At 37.5% G+C, this 17,882-nt stretch carries 16 protein-coding genes; 1 reads left to right on the forward strand and 15 read right to left on the reverse strand.

Features of this window, described 5'->3' with window-relative positions:
• Positions 1–6: 6 nt before the first annotated feature.
• Positions 7–1,296 (forward strand): DUF4910 domain-containing protein, encoded by a 1,290-nt coding sequence (locus RB214_RS12100; RefSeq protein ID WP_309167150.1) that lies wholly within the window; start codon positions 7–9, stop codon positions 1,294–1,296.
• A gap of 59 nt (positions 1,297–1,355) precedes the next feature.
• Here the strand turns inward: RB214_RS12100 and RB214_RS12105 are convergent, their stop codons facing one another.
• The 15 genes from RB214_RS12105 to RB214_RS12175 form a co-directional block, all read right to left on the reverse strand.
• Entirely contained in the window at positions 1,356–3,065 is a 1,710-nt protein-coding gene (locus RB214_RS12105) for a class I SAM-dependent methyltransferase (RefSeq protein WP_309167152.1), read from the reverse strand.
• 37 nt (positions 3,066–3,102) lie between these two features.
• Positions 3,103–4,071, reverse strand: a complete 969-nt coding sequence (locus RB214_RS12110) for a GNAT family N-acetyltransferase (protein ID WP_309167154.1) — start codon at positions 4,069–4,071, stop codon at positions 3,103–3,105.
• Positions 4,068–5,417 (reverse strand): NAD(P)-binding protein, encoded by a 1,350-nt coding sequence (locus RB214_RS12115; RefSeq protein WP_309167157.1) that lies wholly within the window; start codon positions 5,415–5,417, stop codon positions 4,068–4,070. The genes RB214_RS12110 and RB214_RS12115 overlap by 4 nt, the downstream gene beginning before the upstream one ends.
• On the reverse strand, positions 5,393–6,061 hold the full coding sequence (locus tag RB214_RS12120; protein ID WP_309167160.1) for a class I SAM-dependent methyltransferase: 669 nt from the start codon (positions 6,059–6,061) through the stop codon (positions 5,393–5,395). The genes RB214_RS12115 and RB214_RS12120 overlap by 25 nt, the downstream gene beginning before the upstream one ends.
• Complete coding sequence (locus tag RB214_RS12125; RefSeq protein WP_309167162.1) at positions 6,054–7,409, reverse strand: FAD-dependent oxidoreductase; 1,356 nt, start codon at positions 7,407–7,409, stop codon at positions 6,054–6,056. Before RB214_RS12125 ends, RB214_RS12120 begins: the two co-directional genes overlap by 8 nt.
• A gap of 56 nt (positions 7,410–7,465) precedes the next feature.
• Complete coding sequence (locus RB214_RS12130) at positions 7,466–8,512, reverse strand: hypothetical protein (protein ID WP_309167164.1); 1,047 nt, start codon at positions 8,510–8,512, stop codon at positions 7,466–7,468.
• A complete protein-coding gene (locus RB214_RS12135; protein WP_309167165.1) occupies positions 8,499–9,239 on the reverse strand; it encodes a class I SAM-dependent methyltransferase in 741 nt (246 codons plus the stop codon). Before RB214_RS12135 ends, RB214_RS12130 begins: the two co-directional genes overlap by 14 nt.
• On the reverse strand, positions 9,223–11,328 hold the full coding sequence (locus tag RB214_RS12140) for a 6-hydroxymethylpterin diphosphokinase MptE-like protein (RefSeq protein ID WP_309167166.1): 2,106 nt from the start codon (positions 11,326–11,328) through the stop codon (positions 9,223–9,225). The genes RB214_RS12135 and RB214_RS12140 overlap by 17 nt, the downstream gene beginning before the upstream one ends.
• Before the next feature lie 12 nt (positions 11,329–11,340).
• Positions 11,341–11,709 (reverse strand): hypothetical protein, encoded by a 369-nt coding sequence (locus tag RB214_RS12145; protein ID WP_309167167.1) that lies wholly within the window; start codon positions 11,707–11,709, stop codon positions 11,341–11,343.
• A gap of 2 nt (positions 11,710–11,711) precedes the next feature.
• Positions 11,712–12,131 carry a flagellar export chaperone FliS gene (gene fliS / locus RB214_RS12150; RefSeq protein ID WP_309167168.1) on the reverse strand — a complete coding sequence of 140 codons (420 nt, stop codon included), beginning with the start codon at positions 12,129–12,131 and terminating at the stop codon, positions 11,712–11,714.
• A 9-nt stretch (positions 12,132–12,140) separates the two neighbouring features.
• On the reverse strand, positions 12,141–13,556 hold the full coding sequence (gene fliD, locus RB214_RS12155) for a flagellar filament capping protein FliD (RefSeq protein WP_309167169.1): 1,416 nt from the start codon (positions 13,554–13,556) through the stop codon (positions 12,141–12,143).
• A gap of 31 nt (positions 13,557–13,587) precedes the next feature.
• Positions 13,588–14,031, reverse strand: coding sequence for a flagellar protein FlaG (locus RB214_RS12160; protein WP_309167171.1), 444 nt, complete (start codon positions 14,029–14,031; stop codon positions 13,588–13,590).
• A 103-nt stretch (positions 14,032–14,134) separates the two neighbouring features.
• Positions 14,135–15,046: a flagellin gene (locus tag RB214_RS12165; RefSeq protein ID WP_309167172.1), complete on the reverse strand. Its 912-nt coding sequence runs from the start codon at positions 15,044–15,046 to the stop codon at positions 14,135–14,137.
• A gap of 395 nt (positions 15,047–15,441) precedes the next feature.
• Positions 15,442–16,353 carry a flagellin gene (locus RB214_RS12170; RefSeq protein ID WP_309167173.1) on the reverse strand — a complete coding sequence of 304 codons (912 nt, stop codon included), beginning with the start codon at positions 16,351–16,353 and terminating at the stop codon, positions 15,442–15,444.
• Between the two features lie 305 nt (positions 16,354–16,658).
• Positions 16,659–17,573 (reverse strand): flagellin, encoded by a 915-nt coding sequence (locus RB214_RS12175; protein WP_309167175.1) that lies wholly within the window; start codon positions 17,571–17,573, stop codon positions 16,659–16,661.
• Positions 17,574–17,882 lie beyond the last annotated feature (309 nt).

The raw sequence follows: 17,882 nt of genomic DNA on the forward strand, positions 1-17,882 counted from the left end.
CACATCATGATAGGTAATGAAATTCATCAACTGGCAAAAGAATTATGGCCAATCTGTCGCAGCATCACAGGTAATGGCGTGCGCGAAACACTTAGTATCATAAAGCAGCATTTACCTGATCTAAAAACTTTTGAAGTACCAACAGGGACACAATGCTTTGATTGGACCGTCCCAAAAGAGTGGAATATTAGAGATGCGTTTGTTATTGACCCTGATGGCAATAAAATTATCGATTTTAAGATAAGTAATCTACACGTTGTTGGCTATTCAATCCCTGTGAATAAGAGACTCTCATTAGAGGAGCTTAAAGAGCATCTCTACACATTGCCAGAACAACCTGATGCTATTCCATATATTACATCATACTACTCTCCTCATTGGGGCTTTTGCTTAACACAAACTCAGTTTGAACAGCTAAAGGAGGGGGAGTACCACGTCGTGATCGACTCCGATCTCAAAGATGGCCATTTAACCTATGCTGAGATATTGATTCCTGGTGAATCTGATCAAGAAATCTTTTTATCAACCTATGTATGTCACCCATCACTTGCTAACAATGAGCTATCAGGTCCAACTGTCACAACTTTTTTAGCTAAATGGCTAATAGAGCAAGCACAACTGAAGTACAGCTATCGAATCATTTTCATCCCTGAAACAATCGGTTCTTTAACTTACCTTAGTCGCCATGCTGATGAGCTGAAAAAGAATGTCGTAGCAGGCTTTAACATAACCTGTATCGGAGATGATAGAGATTACTCCTATATCCCATCACGAGACGAAAATACCCTTTCAGATAAAGTAGCCAAGCATGTATTACAGCATGTAGCACCAAGTTATAAAAAATACCCATTCATTGAAAGTGGCAGTGATGAGCGACGTTATTGTGCGCCGGGTATAGACTTACCTATAGCCTGTCTCATGCGGACAAAATACAACCACTACCCTGAATATCATACTTCTTTAGATGATTTATCCTTAGTAACCCCAAAAGGTCTCCAGGGAGGGTATGAAGTACTAAGGAGGTGCTTAGAAGTATTAGAGAAAAATGAAGTACTCAAACTTAACGTTATCTGTGAGCCCCAACTAGGAAAGCGTGGTTTATATCCTAATTTAAGTACAAAACAAAGCAATCAAATGGTTAGTAACATGATGAACTTTATCAGCTACTGTGATGGTATTTTATCCAACATTGAGATCGCACAAAAAATAAATGTTCCTCTATGGGATTTGTACGAAATAATTCAAAATTTAAAAGATGCGAATTTATTAGCGCTGGTAGATAAAAACCCTAAATAGCTATAAATTTACTGAATAAATCTAGGGGCTCATTTAATTTTTTTGAGCCCCTAAAATACCTAATACTTATATACAAAAAAATTATACATAGAATGAAAGAAGTCAGGATGTGAGGCTTCAAATTTATCCCAGAGCTCAATAGACTCTGATTTCTCTAATAGGTTAAAGCGATTAGAGACGCTATTATAATAAGAGCGTTGAAGGTTATTCATCGCCATTGATTTGAACTCAACACCGGCGACTTCAAGCATCTTTTGTATCTCAGGGAGATCATAATAACTTTCTTGCGGGTGAAAAATAGCATCCATCAAACCATGGGTATTGAAAAAATCGTTACTACTAAACCAATGGTTCTTTTTTTGTTCATCACTCCAGCTCGCTCGCCATTTTGCTAGCGATTCTTTAGATATCTTTTTTATGTTATCTGTATTGTAGTATGAGAGTAGCTCTTGCCTTATCTTTGCTAACTGCCTCCGACCTAATTTACTATAAAAACCAAGAATCATTAAACTATGAGGTTTTAAGGTTTGACTCAATTTCTTCAAACCTTGTTGCGGGGAAGCCATATGGTGCAAAACACCCGTCGAAATTATATAGTCAAACTGTTGGCCAAGTGATTCTACATTTAAGATATCTAAAATCTTAAATTCAATATTGTTTAATTCGTATTTTGCAGCCATCTGCTTGGCATAATGTATGCTCGTTGGACTTAAATCTATAGCAGTGATATGGCCATCTTGATTTGCAAACGCAAGTTCGATAGCTTGTAATCCCGTTCCACAACCAGCTACTAAAATTTGCGGCTTTTTACCACCATTTAAACCTAACCAAGACATACATTGTGAAACACTCATTGCGGTTAATTTCACGACTTTATATTTTGGATAAGGGTTTTCTTTATAAAATACCTGAACTTCGAGTGAGGTTTTATCTGTAATACCTTCACTGCTTAAGTTTACCCCTCCCAATATAGCATTATAAAAAGTAAGATCATCAGCGATTATTTTTAAACTTGGGCTTTTGAACAACTCTTGGTTATTGCCCCAAAGTTCCATAGCTTGTTTAAAATCTGCATAACAAACTTTTAAAACAAGAGCTGAATGCGCAAAGTAAGGATCACTATTATCAAGCGCTGCAATTAAAGCTAGCTCCTCTTGAGTGGCATGATAGACTCCATCATTTAGCAAGTTCTGGCATGCAATTGCATTCATTGTTGGCAAATATTTAGTGGCATCTAAGTTATTTGCAATACAATAAAGCAACTCTTTTCGACCTAAAATAATTATTTTTTCTAATTGATGGTGAGGAGTGATAGTTCGTTCAATTACAGAATAAAAAATAGGGTCTGCAAGCATTAGTTCAATATCGTCATTAAGTTCAACGATATCCGAAGCAAGAATTACACTATATTTTGCAAATAGCTGAACTTTCAACAACTCAACAGCTTGCCCCTCTAAATATTTATTTTTTAGAGCTTTCATTAAAATTACTTCAAGTGCTTTTAAGTAACCTGTGTATTCAACACTCTCTAAAGTACTAAACAAAAATTGAATACATTCTTCTTCATACCCACTATATTGAACAGCATCAACTGCTGCAGCAACTGCTTCTAAAGCGCTTCCCAAATTGGTATAGCAAATGGATAAATATGATAAAATTTCAATGTTTTTATGGTCTTTGCTTAGCAGCGTCTCTAAAAAATCAGTAGCTTGACTATAGTTTTTAACAACCATAAGTGATTTAGCATGCTTTAAACTGACAACTTCCATAGATTTACATTCCTGTATACATTGGGACTCATATAACTTAAGTTTTTGTTAGGGGTCTTGTCCAGCTTACATGAAAAAAGAGCTGCGCTTTAGCACCTATACTATGCTTGAAGTAACTTCTACTTGGCGAGTTTGCACCATTGAAATCTATATACTTGAACCCTTTTTTCGCAGCATATTCCATCATTTGAAAGTACAGCATCGTACCACCATATTTTGTAGCTTTAGTCCCAACTACAGGTAAGTGCACTACTCCACTAAAATCATAAAATAACAAACCTGCTGCTTGAGCTTCACCAAACGCATTACGCACAACAGCAATTTTACCAAAATCATGCTTTACCAAGTATTCTGCAAATTGTGCTGTTATATTTGATTCAAGCGAAGGTATATTAACTGATTGCCTAGAAAAGGTTTCTTGGTAAAGCATTGATAACTCTTCAACCGTTCCATCGAGATGAAATGTTAAACCTTCTCTTGTTTGTGCATAACCAGCTTCTCTTCGACGTGAGCCTCTAGCCTCTGTTCTAATATCACCCAGAGGAACTAAGTCAGAAATAGCCGTATATTGCGGACTTATTTTTGCTCTTCCCCTGTCTGGAGTATGGTAGTTAAACCAATCAAACCCACGCACATCGGAAATACTATGATGTAAACTTAACTCAAATTTTTCGTATTTTTCAGAGAGAGTATCCATGACAAATTCACTAATTGCGATTTCACACTCTGTCTTGCGGTTAGCTTTGCAGTTATACACATCGTTATGGTACAGAAGTCCGATATAATAAGTGTGCATTGGTAGGCTTGATGCAGCTTTATTTTGAGTCACAATTGGTATACCAGCCACAATTTTCTGTTTACTCATTACAAACCAGCAGTCCACTTTACAGCTTAATGAGTTAATTACTTCTTTAAGCGCATAACGAGTGCCTTGAGGAGAACATGCTAAAAACTCAGCCCATTCCTTATCACTAGTGCATAAAACTAAATTAAGGTCATTTATCAATCGACTAACACCCCTGCATTAGATAAATCACTCATGATTGACGCCCTAGTAAGTAAATGTGGCGTTAAAACCGTGATACCTGCCCCATATCTTAGAGACACTTTACTAAGTAAATCTTCATAAGCACTTTCGTAACCTTTTAAAATCAAACGGTATGTACTGGGAATTTTGAAAGCCTTAAAGTCAGTAATATTCAGCACCCCCATCCCTTGAAGCTCTTGCTTAACTTGCATAAAGTGAGTGTCTGGATCTTGCCAAATTGATGATGTATTGTCAGCCGGTACCTCAATACAGATTATAGGTTTACCATTTTCACTATCAGCAGCGTAATCGCTAAAATAAGTTACTCGAGTAATAGAGTCGCTACTGTAGTTCATTAAATAAAAAGGTAAATCTTGATACTTACTCATCTCAGCGTAGTAAAATACCTGCGATACAGGTTTAACCAATGGCGCCAAGTTATTAGTACCTAAAAGGATTTTTTCTGTTGACTCAACTGTCCCTGTAAAGAAAATGTTTTTTGCTTTTATCTCAAACGCGCCTAAATCATCCTCTATAGTCGCTGCCATACATTCTTTATCTTTAATAACATTTACAAGCTTACTATTTACTAAAGAGGTTACTTTTAACTCGTTAAGCTTGGCTACAAAAGCTTGTCTAAAATACCCTAAGTTTTTGCCCTTCGGGTATAAATTATAAGTTTGGTGATTGACACTCTTTTTTTCTGCTGCCAATACATTATCAAGCAAAGGGAGCTTTTTTAGCTCAATGCTTAATGAGTTATCTAGCAACAACTTCCTGCCAAAAAAGGTGACAAAGTTTTTATTTATTACAGATAACTTTTCGGCATCTGTGCCCAAAAACTTATGGCACCAACTCTGAATATACTGGGAGCTTTTTAGGTTCTGTTGTGTAAAATCATCAGAAATTACAGCCCCCTTAGATGATGCATCAAATTGTTGATGAAGTGTCTCAAATAATATTTGAGACCTTTCGGCAAGTGGGAGAGTTCTATAATCAGGAATTGCAAAACCTTGCGTGGTAACATTGTTCCAATAGCTTGAATAAGAAAAACATAGTGGTGTAAGCGGCTCATGCTCAGACATAATATCATCGAGAATACCTTTCTGTTTTTCGCTAATACCGTCTAAATACTGTGGCCCTTTGTCTAATTCAGCCCCTTTCCATTGAAGTGGGGACATAAAGCCACCGAGTTCAGAAGCAGACTCAACAATGACAACGGATTGCCCTTGTTTAACCAAACCATAGGCAGCCATCATTCCTTTAAAGCCGCCACCTACAATCAACGCATCAAACTGTGTTACTTTTGTGCGATTATTTTCCATACTTCCATACACCCTTTGTCTGCTAATAACTCTTTATCGGACTCTAACTTCAAACTCTTTAATTTATAATCACAAAATATTTTTTCTATCGCAGCGTGGTCGTAAAAATTAGCGGCAAGTAACCCTTCAAAAATACCCCCACTGAACCCTAACCAAATATCTTGCTCTGAGTCGTAAAAGCCATAGTCTTTGTGAGAATGACCAGTTGAAAACATACAACTAAGAATAACCGCTCCCTCATTAAGGTTAGAATAAAGTTTACGATATAACTCAATTGCACATTTACCTGATGTATGAGTAACACTTAGCCTATCGATCACAAGATCAACTTTAATATCTGGTAAACTAAAGCTTTCAAAGTCGACTTGTAGCGTCGTAATTAAATGATCAAGCCCCTTCTCTTTAGCCCGTTTATTAACAGCATCTAATGCAGCAGTTGAATAATCAGCGGCAATGACTTTTGCACCATTTTCAGCACAAAAAAGACTATGGTTACCACCGCCACACCCTAAATCGAGTACGGTAATTTCGTGCTTAAAAAAAGAAGCCTTTGTATGAAAAAAATTAGAAACTATAAAATCATAAGGGTAAAAGTTTAGCTGTTCACCTTTAGTGTATATTTTTTGCCAATTTTGCTTACTCATAATTGAATTGCTTTTTCATGCTGTCATAAACTTCTTGAAGTATCCCATAAACAAAAAACTCTGTTCGACTTGATTTGCCTACTAAGGTTATATTACTTAATAAGCTGTTTAAAAAATCTATTTGTCGACATTTCTCATCTATAAATAAATTCGTAAACTTTGGAAAGCCCATCGGAACATTTTGATAATCTGACTTAACTAAATTTGCTTTATTATGAACATAGCCCAATTGTTTTAACTCACTCGCAATTTGGTTGCTTAATGCTAGACCTTCGTAACCTGAAAAAAGCACTTCTACCGTACAATGATAAAATTTACCCTGATAGTCATCCTGTAAATTTGGATAAAAGGTGACCCTAAAACCATCACACTCTGGCTCATTAATATTAGAATAGTAGTTTTTATCTAAAAAAGGCTGGTCAAATACCAAGTGATGAAGGCTCATTGGGCAAAACTCAGGTTTATTAGTAGAGGTAAACTTCGCACCGGTTGCATTAATTGCAAAAATAGGCGGAATTGTCCATATGACATGATCACAACTTAAGGTATCATCATTGGAAAGTCGTATAGACTTAACAACCCCCTTGGAGTAAACTAACCCTTTTACCTGACTATTTAACTTAAAGGTAACACCTTTTTGTTGGGCTTGTTCACATAAATACTCTATCCATAGTTCTATGCCCTTATTACTTTTAGGATAAAACTTTTTCGCACCACTGAGTCCATCGTAATAACTAGAAAAAGCGAGTTTTTGATCGAATTTATCTATTGTTTTTAAATCTTGACTTAGCTTTTTATCTCCTAAAATAAAACGATTAAAAGCAAAAATAAAATGGATATAAGGGTGAAGGTCTTCAAGCTCTGCTCGCTGCATTTTACGAAATAACGGTCGTAATACTTTTTCTGTAATGCAAGAGCCATAATTACGCAACGAATACTCATATAGGTTATTAGTACTGTCAATAGATAGCCCCGGCGCCATTAATAGTTCAGCTAACGCTAATTTATAATCTTCATCAGTTAAATGATGTAACGCAATAAACTGTGCTTGGTCATACAACTTCCCAGCAAAACTATTAGACACTTTTGTAACATCATAACTATTCCACAAATCAGGGTTTTCATATATTCCCTTGAACAAAACTGCATTTATTTCATCGTTTGATGTTTCGGATAATATATGAGTGCCAAAGTCAAAATTCAAGCCAAGGTCATTTTTCCATGATTTAAGAAGTCCGCCACACTGACTGCTCGCCTCGACTAACGTGACTGAATCGTAGTGTTCTGCAGCTAATATTGAAGAATAAAGCCCAGCGACACCACCACCAACTACAACACAATTACTCATAATGAATCTTGCCTATCTAATATTAATGTTTATTATTAACAAAATTAGCGTTAAGTTTATTGATCTATCTCGGGTTGTATATTAAAACTTACCTTAAAACGTGAATGAGTCATAAACCCCTCTTTAAAGTAACCTATTTGTGTTTCTTTATCAGATGGCATCATCCACTCACTTTGATGGCAACGTGAGCCCAAATGATATTCCTTTAAACCCAAATACTTCATATGCTCAATGGCGGTGAAATGAACAACATGGCTTACGGGGTCATCAAACAGTGTCCGATCGTATACACCCATAGAATAGACTGCGACTTTACTTGTATAGCTGAATATTGCCGCACCAACTAGTTTATCTCCATCATATGCTGTGACTGCAAATGCCTGCTTGAGATTAATCGCATTACGTAATTGCTGCCAAGTAATGTCCGACCGCGTTGCAAAACCAACAACTTCTAGATGCAGATTTTGTATTTCAGAAAACTTCTCAACTGTAACTTGCTCAACAATTTGCACATCCCAAAGCTTCAACCCTGATTTAATGTGTTTCTTATATTTATCTCTTATTGCCTGTCGGTATTGTTCAGTACTTAAACTCAAATCACAATAAAGCTCTTGAGAAAATTGTGGCTTACCAACATTCTGCAAAATAGAAAACCATCCCTCAGACTCCCCTGAAACAAATGTTGTTTGAAACTGTAATTCTCTAATATTGAAAAATTTAGCTATACCAAGATAGAAATCAAAACATTTTTGAGCTATTTTCCGTTTCTGTTTCCTTGACAATGAATCAAATAAATAAGGTGGTAAAATACCACTTGCATTTGATAATAAACTGAATTCACCGCTATCTAACTTTACAAGAGTGATATTAATCAAAGCACATGGTTGGTGTCCATTTAATACTGAAATAGTAAAATTCTCGGCGACATTCGTATTAGAGTTAAGGTATTCGGTATGGTATGCAATCATCCAAGGCGAATACTCTATGTAAGGGCAACCTGAGGTAGTGAACGTGCGTTGATTCAACTCTGGGTCATTTATAATGCCATTTAGCCCATGCAGTTTTAACAATGATGATATGGTATCTAAATTATTTTTTACCATTATTTGTGCCTGATACAACTAAAAACTCGAAGTACTCTTTGCCATTATGATAAGTTCGACCGACCTTTTCACAATATTCAGGTTTTATACCCACACTTTCTAAGAGTTGAAAGTATCGCTTTTCTGAACAAAAACGAAATGGATAATTCTGTCCAATAAAAGGCGACCCTTCTCTACACACGCAATCTAAAGTCCATGGGTCAAGCAGTTCAGCCTTCCCATAATTTTTAAAAGCATCACTGTTTACAGAGGGCGTATAAGAAAAGAATAACCCATTTGGCTTTAAGCAACGTTTCACTTCACTCAAGCAATGTTCAAACTGACTTTCTACTAAACAGTTAGTAGAAAAAACGTCAACAATCACATCAAAATAATCATCAGCAAATGGCATATCGTCAAAACTTCCGCGCTCTAATATAGCATCTGTTTCCCAATGGTTAAGCATCTGTTGAGCTAAATGAATAGCCGATTCAGAAATATCAATACCATATGTGTCAAACCCTTCTTTAGAGATCATCCACAAGTTAGCACCAGACCCACATCCTAATTCTAATACACGAATCTGCTTTCTGTTTTCTCTATCAGTACTGTTGAAAAAATGACGTCCAAAAAAACGAAGCAGCTCCTCATTAGGGTATAACCTTTGCGCTTTAAAGCCCTCTTGTGTATAGGATTCGTCATACCACTTTTGTGTTTTGGTTAATAGGTCATTAGCTTTTATTGTCATTGTCTAACATCCCCATTAGATAGCTTCTTTGTTCATCTTGAGCATCAAGCACGCTCGTATATAAAACCTTTGCCTCAAGCATATACTCAATAAATACTTTAAAAGTCTTATTTAGCATTTTGACCGTTTTTTCTTCGTCTTCAAACTGATATAGCATCATTCTGAAAATTGAATGAACATAAGTCAAAGTGCCATCTAATAAGAAGAAAATATGCCTGTATCGAGTATAGCCATAAGAGTAGAGAAATCTCACTTGGAGTTTTAAAGCCGTTGCAATGTCAGCCCGAGAAGTAAACTCTCGGTCAACGAACTTTATCAAGCCGTCACAAATATTGGCAAACTCGTCAATTGCAAGCCACTCTTCGTATTCTTTGGGATCAAAATCTCGTTGAATAAAAACATCATTCTTAATGTAATCAATAAACTCTTCTTTATTGGGCAAATTATTTGCCAGTAGCAAATCTTCAATCTGTAAAGGAATTGTATTTTTGAGCTTAACCCCATCGGAACAATTATACACATTTACATTTTTGAACCTTTTAAACAGATATCCTAACTGAGAGTTTCCAACATTGAAAAAAGCGGTAGTAAAAACCTCATCACAAAAATTTCCAGGAACACGCAATTCACCGGCTCGAACAAGTTTTGCGATCTCTTTTTTCTCACTGCCATCATCATTAAAGTAAGTACTGCTTTTAGAGTGATGGTACTGTGGGTCTTTATACCCACCATCGACTCCCATTAGATAAATCTCTTCGAAGCCCATATTACAAGCAAAAGATGCCGCAGTATTTGCAACAACAGGATTACAATGAAGTAATTGTTGGTAAGTTTTACCCCTATCAATAAACTCACTTGATATTGTCGTTCCAGGCTCTGCGGCTTTGAAACCTATACCGGTCCAGCCAAATAACTTACTACAATCAGGGTGCATTACGTTGACAGTTAAAAAGCCTATTTGCTCTAATATTTCTTTATCAATAAATTCATTATAGTAATCAAAAGTGAACTTTGTACGTTCTAGCGCAATATGAAAATCAGGAATAATATTATGCTTTAAGAGCGGCATTATTGCTGAGCCACAACTAAAGATAATAACCTCATCTCGATGTGCTTTAATTTCTTCTATTGCTAAATCAAGTGATGGACCGTTTGCGATAATAAAAACTGGCATATGACGCCATTTAGGTGGTAATTTCGCGTCTTTTTTTAATGTGGGTAATTTAGCTTTCGCATTATGATAGTCATGAGCAATACTGATCACCCCATCATCTACAAAACCCCAGCCAATGGCCAAAATGTGAAAGTTTTTATTAAGCTCTTGTATTATTTCATTTATCTCTTTCGATGGGTAATGTTGGTATAAAAGAGTAGATACTGAGTTAAACGAGCCTCTGTGCTTCATTTCATTGATGAAGTCAGCTGTAAATGTTTCAAAGCTAACGCCCACATTGAGCATTATAACACCATCGCGTTTGTCAACTTGTTCCAGAACTTTTTCCCAATCGCACGTAAACAAACTGGCAAAAAACATATCCCTATTAGGCTCACACAAATATATATGATCAATTGTGGTCTTATTAAATAATGGTTCAAGGTGATAACCAAGTCCAATGCCACATATAACCGCCGAACCTAAATGCTCTGGCATCGTTTTTAATGGTTCTAGCGTCTTCTTTGCTTCGAGGTAGATATTATGCATAATCCTTAAATACTTTGTATGTATAAAAGTATCCAGTGATTTTTCAGGGATATTATAATCTAGCGTACTAAACTTCGGCTTTTTTGATAAACGTTCAACCTGCTCTCTACATTGCTGTAGAGGGTCTTGTCCATACAAAGCCTTACCTGTTAAAGGGTCTATAATATTCAGGTGGCCAGAATCAGTGCAGAATAATTCTAAGTTTTGAGGCTTATAATGGCGAAATTCTTCAGCTATTTTTGGAAGGTACTTAGAAAATGCTTGGATGTTTTTTTCAAATCGAACTGGCATCAAGCTTTTTAGCTGAGACTCTAGATTTTGTTTTTCGGAGAGTTTGTCTATTTCATCTTGCGCGCGTCGCAAGAGTGATTCGAAGTCGTTTGTCATTTCAATCTCTAATTACTTAGGCTTATGAATATTGTATGTATTTATTCTTGTAGTATTCTTTTTGAATTTCAAAAGCTCCCCATGTATGTCACTTTTTTCTTTTGAAAAAAGTTCAATGAGTATTTTATCTTGTTGAGCAACTGCTTCTAATATTGCTTGGTGTTGCATAGCTTCGTAGTCAGTATAGTCCGTACCCATTTTGGTGAGAGCTAATAGAGCACTCACTTTCTTGTTTCGAATTTCAGTGGTTAACATTACATCTTGGAAAAGTTCACCTCGATTCGAGCTATCAGTTTCTTTAACTTGCACCAAAAGTGTTCTAATTAATGTGTTAAATTGCTCGATTTCACTGATCAGCTCAATATAAGGTTTAGCTTGCAAATCTATCCTCTCTCTAGTTGTAATGTCATTGCCTTATCAACGTCTTCTCGTGGAATTGACTCCCATGCGCCTTTTATTTCATTCAGCAAACTCATAACTTCGATAAGGGGTTCAACTGACTTTTCAATGCTTGCATCTGTAATACGTGAATTCATATATTCATATAAACTACTTAGGTTTTGTGTTACTTCACCACCAACAGAATGATCTAATGACTCCATCAAGGCAAGAATAATGGTTGAAGCCTTTGAAAGATGCTCTGCTTTACCTGCAAGATCATTCCTTTCTATGCAACCTTTACCACGAGCAATACGCTCTAACGCTCCCTGCATAAGCATGGTGATTATTGTATAAGAGTCTGCAACCGCTAACTGTGATTTAACACTGTCTTTTTGATACGCTCTTGTATATGAGTTTGCCATATAAAAACCTTATTTTTTCTGTACAAAACCAGGTAAATTACTTAAAGACGAGGCTATTGCATCACCTTGACTGCGTAAACCTGCAACCAGTACATCTAAAGATGCATATTTTTCTCTAAGCCGTGCTTCATAGCGCTCCATCCTATATGCATGCTTTTCTCTATCATCAGCAACAGAACGCTTGTCTGACTCTAATGCATTCTTTTTATCAGAAATCAGGCCCCCTGCTTTTAAATAGGCATCAACAGTCCCACTTAAAATATCGGCTATACCACCATCACCTGCAAAAAGCTTGCCAACATCATCATATGATTCTTTCAATACATCATCTAAAAAGTTAACACCTGAGGTTTTGATCTCTAACTTCCTATTTTTCTCAAGCCCAATACCTGCATCATAAATCGTTGTTAAGTTGCCAGCACCAGTTACCACTGAACTCAATTGGTTAACTATCGTATCCCTAAGCCCTCTGGCTGTTGCATCAACGGTTTTAGCCGCAACCATAGTGTCCAGTGTTGCTAATAGTTTATTATAACTCTCTACAAATTTAGTCAGTGTTTCTTTTACAAACTCTTTGTCTGTATCAATACTGAGGTTAGCACTCTGAAGCTTAGTCGCGTCGTTTGGATCCACTGGACTTTCTTTTAAAACAGTTATTGTTGAATCTTGAATAGCGTTTTCAAACGTATTGGTACTACTGCTTACCTCTATACCATCAATTTCAATTATTGCATCTTTAGCAGCCCCTGTTGCGGGGTCTATAACTATTCCTCCAGCACCGCCCCCATTTGCAACTGTTGAAACCCTATCTAACTCTGCAGTGCTATTAGCTATAACCAAATCATTACCAAGACCAGTTTCAGACGATGTAAATACTAGTTTAGAACTGGTACCTGTGTTTATTATATTGGCTGATACTCCAAAGTTATCATCTTTCTCATTAATTGCAGCTCTAAGATCGGCCAACGTTGCGCCAGCATCGAGTGTTACATCGAACGTTTTACCGCCTGCGCTAAATGATAATGTACCACCTGAAACAGTCACGACGTCGGTCGTTGCTGTATAAGAATCTGCATCAGACTGAACCGCACGACTACCTTGTGCCAATTGTTTGACAGCTATATTGAAAGACCCTTCAGTCGCAGTGCTTTGAGACGTTACAGAAATAACATCACCACCATCTGGTTGGGTAACCGTGGTGCTTCTCTTATTAAAGTTTGATATGTCTTTTAAAATATCTAGGGATGACTCGAACGAACTTAAATCAGATTTGATTTGGCCCAAGGCTGTTAATTGAACTTTAAGGGTTGAATCTTTTTTATCAAACCTTGCAACTTTAGGCGCACTCTCAGCATCCAGCGTTGCACTTATAATTGCCTCTAAATCAAGACCTGAACCGACACCCGCTGATGTGATAGATGGCATAATACCTCCTAAAGTATTGCAATTACAACCATTAAACTTGTTTATCTAATAGGATACCACGCATCTTCTGCATTTCATCAGATAAAGTATCAATTCGCTGAGCGACCTTGATAAACTCTTCCGATGGTATCTGACGAATAACGTCTTTACTCTCTTTATCTATTACTTTTACAACTGTTTGACCTTTATACTCAGCAACTGAAAACTCCAAAGATCGCGACTGAAGGATAGAGCCACTTCGGCTGTTACCAAAGACCTTACTGAAGCTTTCAGCCAAAGAGAGCTTATTTGCCTCTTCATTATTGCCTTTTTCATCATCTTCTGAGCTGCTTGATAAATTGTTATCGGCAGGTTCATTCATTACTTTACCAATTACACCTTTATCAGTTTGTGCCTCTTTACTGATTTTGGATTCTATACTGCTGTTAAATTGTTTGAAAAGACTACTTTCCGATGAGCCAATACTAGAAGACATAACACCCTCCTGCTTGAATTCTTGACTTGGATAAATTAGAGATAACGATACAAAACTGACGAATATCGTTACCCCTATTTGATAATAGCATGTCTAACTAAACTTACCCAAGTAACGACAATGCTGACTGCGGACGCTGGTTAGCCTGACTCAAGATTGATGAGCTAGCCTGCTGTAAAATTTGCGCTTTAGTCAACTTAGCTGTTTCAGTTGCAAAGTCTGCATCTTGAATACGAGAGCGTGCAGCCGAAACGTTTTCAATGATATTTGTTTGATTACGGATTGTTGATGAAAAACGATTTTGCACAGCACCTAGCTGTGCTCGTTTTGCATCTACAGCACCTATCATTGCATCTACTGCAGCTAAAACATCCTGCGCTTCACCAACTGAAGTAAATGAGATACCACTAGCTGAGGCAAAAGCATTTGTTGCACCAGATCCCGTCCCCGTTACTGCACTTGCCGCCGCAGCTAATCCACTCACAGTAAAGCTATTTACTGATACTGTTCCACCCGACGCTGCTGCTATTGAAGTCATTGTCATACTAATGACTTGATTAGCGTCTGCACCCACTTGGAATTCAGCAGAATAACTTCCGTCTAACAAGTTTGTGCCACCAAATGTTGTATCCGCTGCAATTCGGTTCATTTCTTCACCTAGTTGTCTAGCTTCAAGCTGCAGCGCTGCTCTATCTGAATCTGTATTAGATCCATTAGCTGCTTGTCCCGCTAGAGTACGAATACGCTGAAACATACTTGTCATTTCATCAAGTGCCCCCTCAGCTGTCTGTGCCAATGAAATCCCATCATTTGCGTTTCGATTACCTTGGGTAAGACCATTAATTTGGCCTGTCAAACGGTTAGAGATTTGCATACCAGCCGCATCATCTTTTGCACCATTTATACGAAGACCTGATGATAAACGCTGAAACGATTCGTCCAGTGCATTGCCGGATTTCATTAGTTGTCTTTGAGCATTTAAGCTCGAAACATTTGTATTCACATACATAGCCATAATAGCCTCCTGTCGTTTAATTTATAATAAATGACAAACTTTTAGCACCTAGTAAACGCCCGAATGAATACATGTGATGCCTAGTCAATTATTACATTTCTGATAGCAAATAGATTGCTTCAATATGTTTATCGGCTTGCTGATTACTTTCTTTAATAAAAAAATAAAAAATTAGCCATTAACTAAGAATTAAGATATATATCTTTTTAAATTCATATAGTTAAACTTTAATTTTTATTGATTTAAGTACAATGAGGTGTATTCTAAAATATATACGTTATCTAAGCTTGAACTTGGTGATTACTAGCAGGAGGTTTTAATGAAGTGTAGCTGTGGGAATTTACGTATGACGCTGGCAGCAGTACCTAGTACTAGCTGCCAGCGCTAAATAAAAGTTAACCTAAAAGCGACAATGCCGCTTGTGGACGCTGATTCGCCTGTGACAATATTGTACTGCTCGCCTGTTGTAAAATCTGTGCTTTGGTCAACGTTGCCGTTTCTGTTGCAAAATCAGCATCTTTAATACGTGAACGTGCCGCTGATACATTCTCAATGATGTTCGTTTGATTACGGATTGTTGATGAAAAACGATTTTGTACCGCACCTAGCTGGGCTCGTTTTGCATCAATTGCGCCTATCATCGCATCTACCGCGGCTAAAACATCCTGCGCTTCCCCTACAGATGTGAATGACATACCACTGGCATTTGCAAAAGCATTTGTCGCTCCCGAACCCGTACCTGTCACTGCACTTGCTGCTGCTGCTAAACCACTCACTGTAAAGCTATTTACTGAAACTGTTCCACCCGACGCTGCCGCTATCGAGGTCATTGTCATGCTGATAGTTTGATTCGCATCAGCACCTACTTGGAACTCTGCTGAGTAGCTCCCATCCAGTAAGTTTGTACCACCAAATGTTGTATCGCCTGCAATACGATTAACCTCTTCACCTAACTGTCGCATTTCTAATTGCAGGGCCGCTCTATCTGAACCTGTATTTGAACCATTCGCTGCCTGCCCTGCTAATGTACGAATACGTTGGAACATACTTGTCATTTCATCCAACGCACCTTCCGCTGTTTGCGCCAGTGAAATACCGTCATTTGCATTTCGGTTACCTTGCGTTAAGCCATTTATTTGACTCGTTAAACGGTCAGAGATTTGCAAGCCTGCCGCGTCATCTTTTGCACTATTAATACGTAGACCTGAAGATAAGCGTTGAAACGCTGTATCAAGCGTATTACCTGAGTTCATTAACTGTCTTTGAGCATTCAAACTTGATACATTTGTATTTACATAAAGTGCCATGATGGTTCTCCTGAGGTAAACGCTGTGTTTACACTTAACTTAATCTTTTAAGCCTTTGAATCGATTTATTCATCAGCTGCCTTATTTAAGTTATCGGGCACTTCTTATGTTTCTTTAGGCCCTTTTAATGTTTTTTATAAAAATCACTACGCAATGGATGCAACCACCTGTTTTAAATTGTTTTATTTTTTATGTTTATTTCTCATCTAAATCACAACCCCCCAACATTGGCTTATTATTTAGTGAGCACCAAAACAAAAAAACCCTCTTTTTTACAAAAGAGGGCTTTTCCTATAAATAAAATATTAACCTTGAAGGAGGGACAATGCCGCTTGCGGCCGCTGATTCGCCTGCCCTAAAATAGTACTGCTTGCCTGCTGTAAGATTTGTGCTTTGGTTAATGTCGCCGTTTCTGTTGCAAAGTCAGCGTCTTTAATTCTCGAACGTGCCGCTGATACATTTTCCATCACATTGGTTTGATTTCTTATTGTTGATGAAAAGCGATTTTGAACCGCACCTAACTCTGCGCGTTTAGCGTCAATCGCACCAATCATAGCATCAACTGCCGCCAATATATCCTGCGCCTCTGCGGCTGAAGTAAATGACAAACCACTTGCTGACGCAAATGCATTTACAGCACCGCCACCAGTTCCTGTTACCTGGCTTGCTGCCACCGCTAAGTCACTCAACGCAAAACTATTAACAGCAACGTCACCGCCTGTCGCTGCTTGAATCGCCGTCATGGTCATACTGATAGTTTGATTGGCATCCGCCCCCACCTGAAACTCCGCACTAAACGAACCATCAAGTAAGTTCCGGCCACCAAATGTCGTATCTGCTGCAATTCTATTAATCTCTGTACCTAGCTGCCTTAACTCTAACTGCAACGCAGAACGATCACTTGCTGTATTTGACCCATTTGCAGCTTGTCCCGCTAATGTGCGAATACGCTGAAACATGCTCGTCATTTCATCCATCGCGCCTTCTGCGGTTTGCGCTAATGAAATACCATCATTTGCATTCCGGTTACCTTGCATCAAACCATTTATTTGACTCGTTAGTCGATCTGAAATCTGCAAACCAGCCGCATCATCTTTAGCACTGTTAATTCTTAAACCTGATGATAAACGTTGAAAAGCCGTATCAAGTTCGCTTCCAGATTTCATGAGTTGTCTCTGTGCATTTAAGCTCGAAACATTTGTATTTACATATAAGGCCATTTGATACCCCAATTTTATTTATCGGTTTAAACTCGTTAAAACTAATAAAGCAATTGGCGTGCCAAACCTATTAGAAAGTTAATATCAACTCAATAAAGTGTATTCAAAACATACAACTTTAAATCATAAAAACTAAGCAGCTGATTTTAAATTAGAAAGAAGATCATGAAGAGAAGAAACTAAAAGGAAAGCAACCAACAGTTTTAATCGGAGCATGAATTAAAGCATTAAAGACGCTGACACTTTTTTGACTTTAACTGTTGGCACATTACTTGCTTTTGAATATTCACTGAATTTACATTTTAGAAT

The sequence above is a fragment of the Pseudoalteromonas sp. HL-AS1 genome (genome assembly GCF_031198785.1).
GTDB lineage: Bacteria > Pseudomonadota > Gammaproteobacteria > Enterobacterales > Alteromonadaceae > Pseudoalteromonas > Pseudoalteromonas distincta.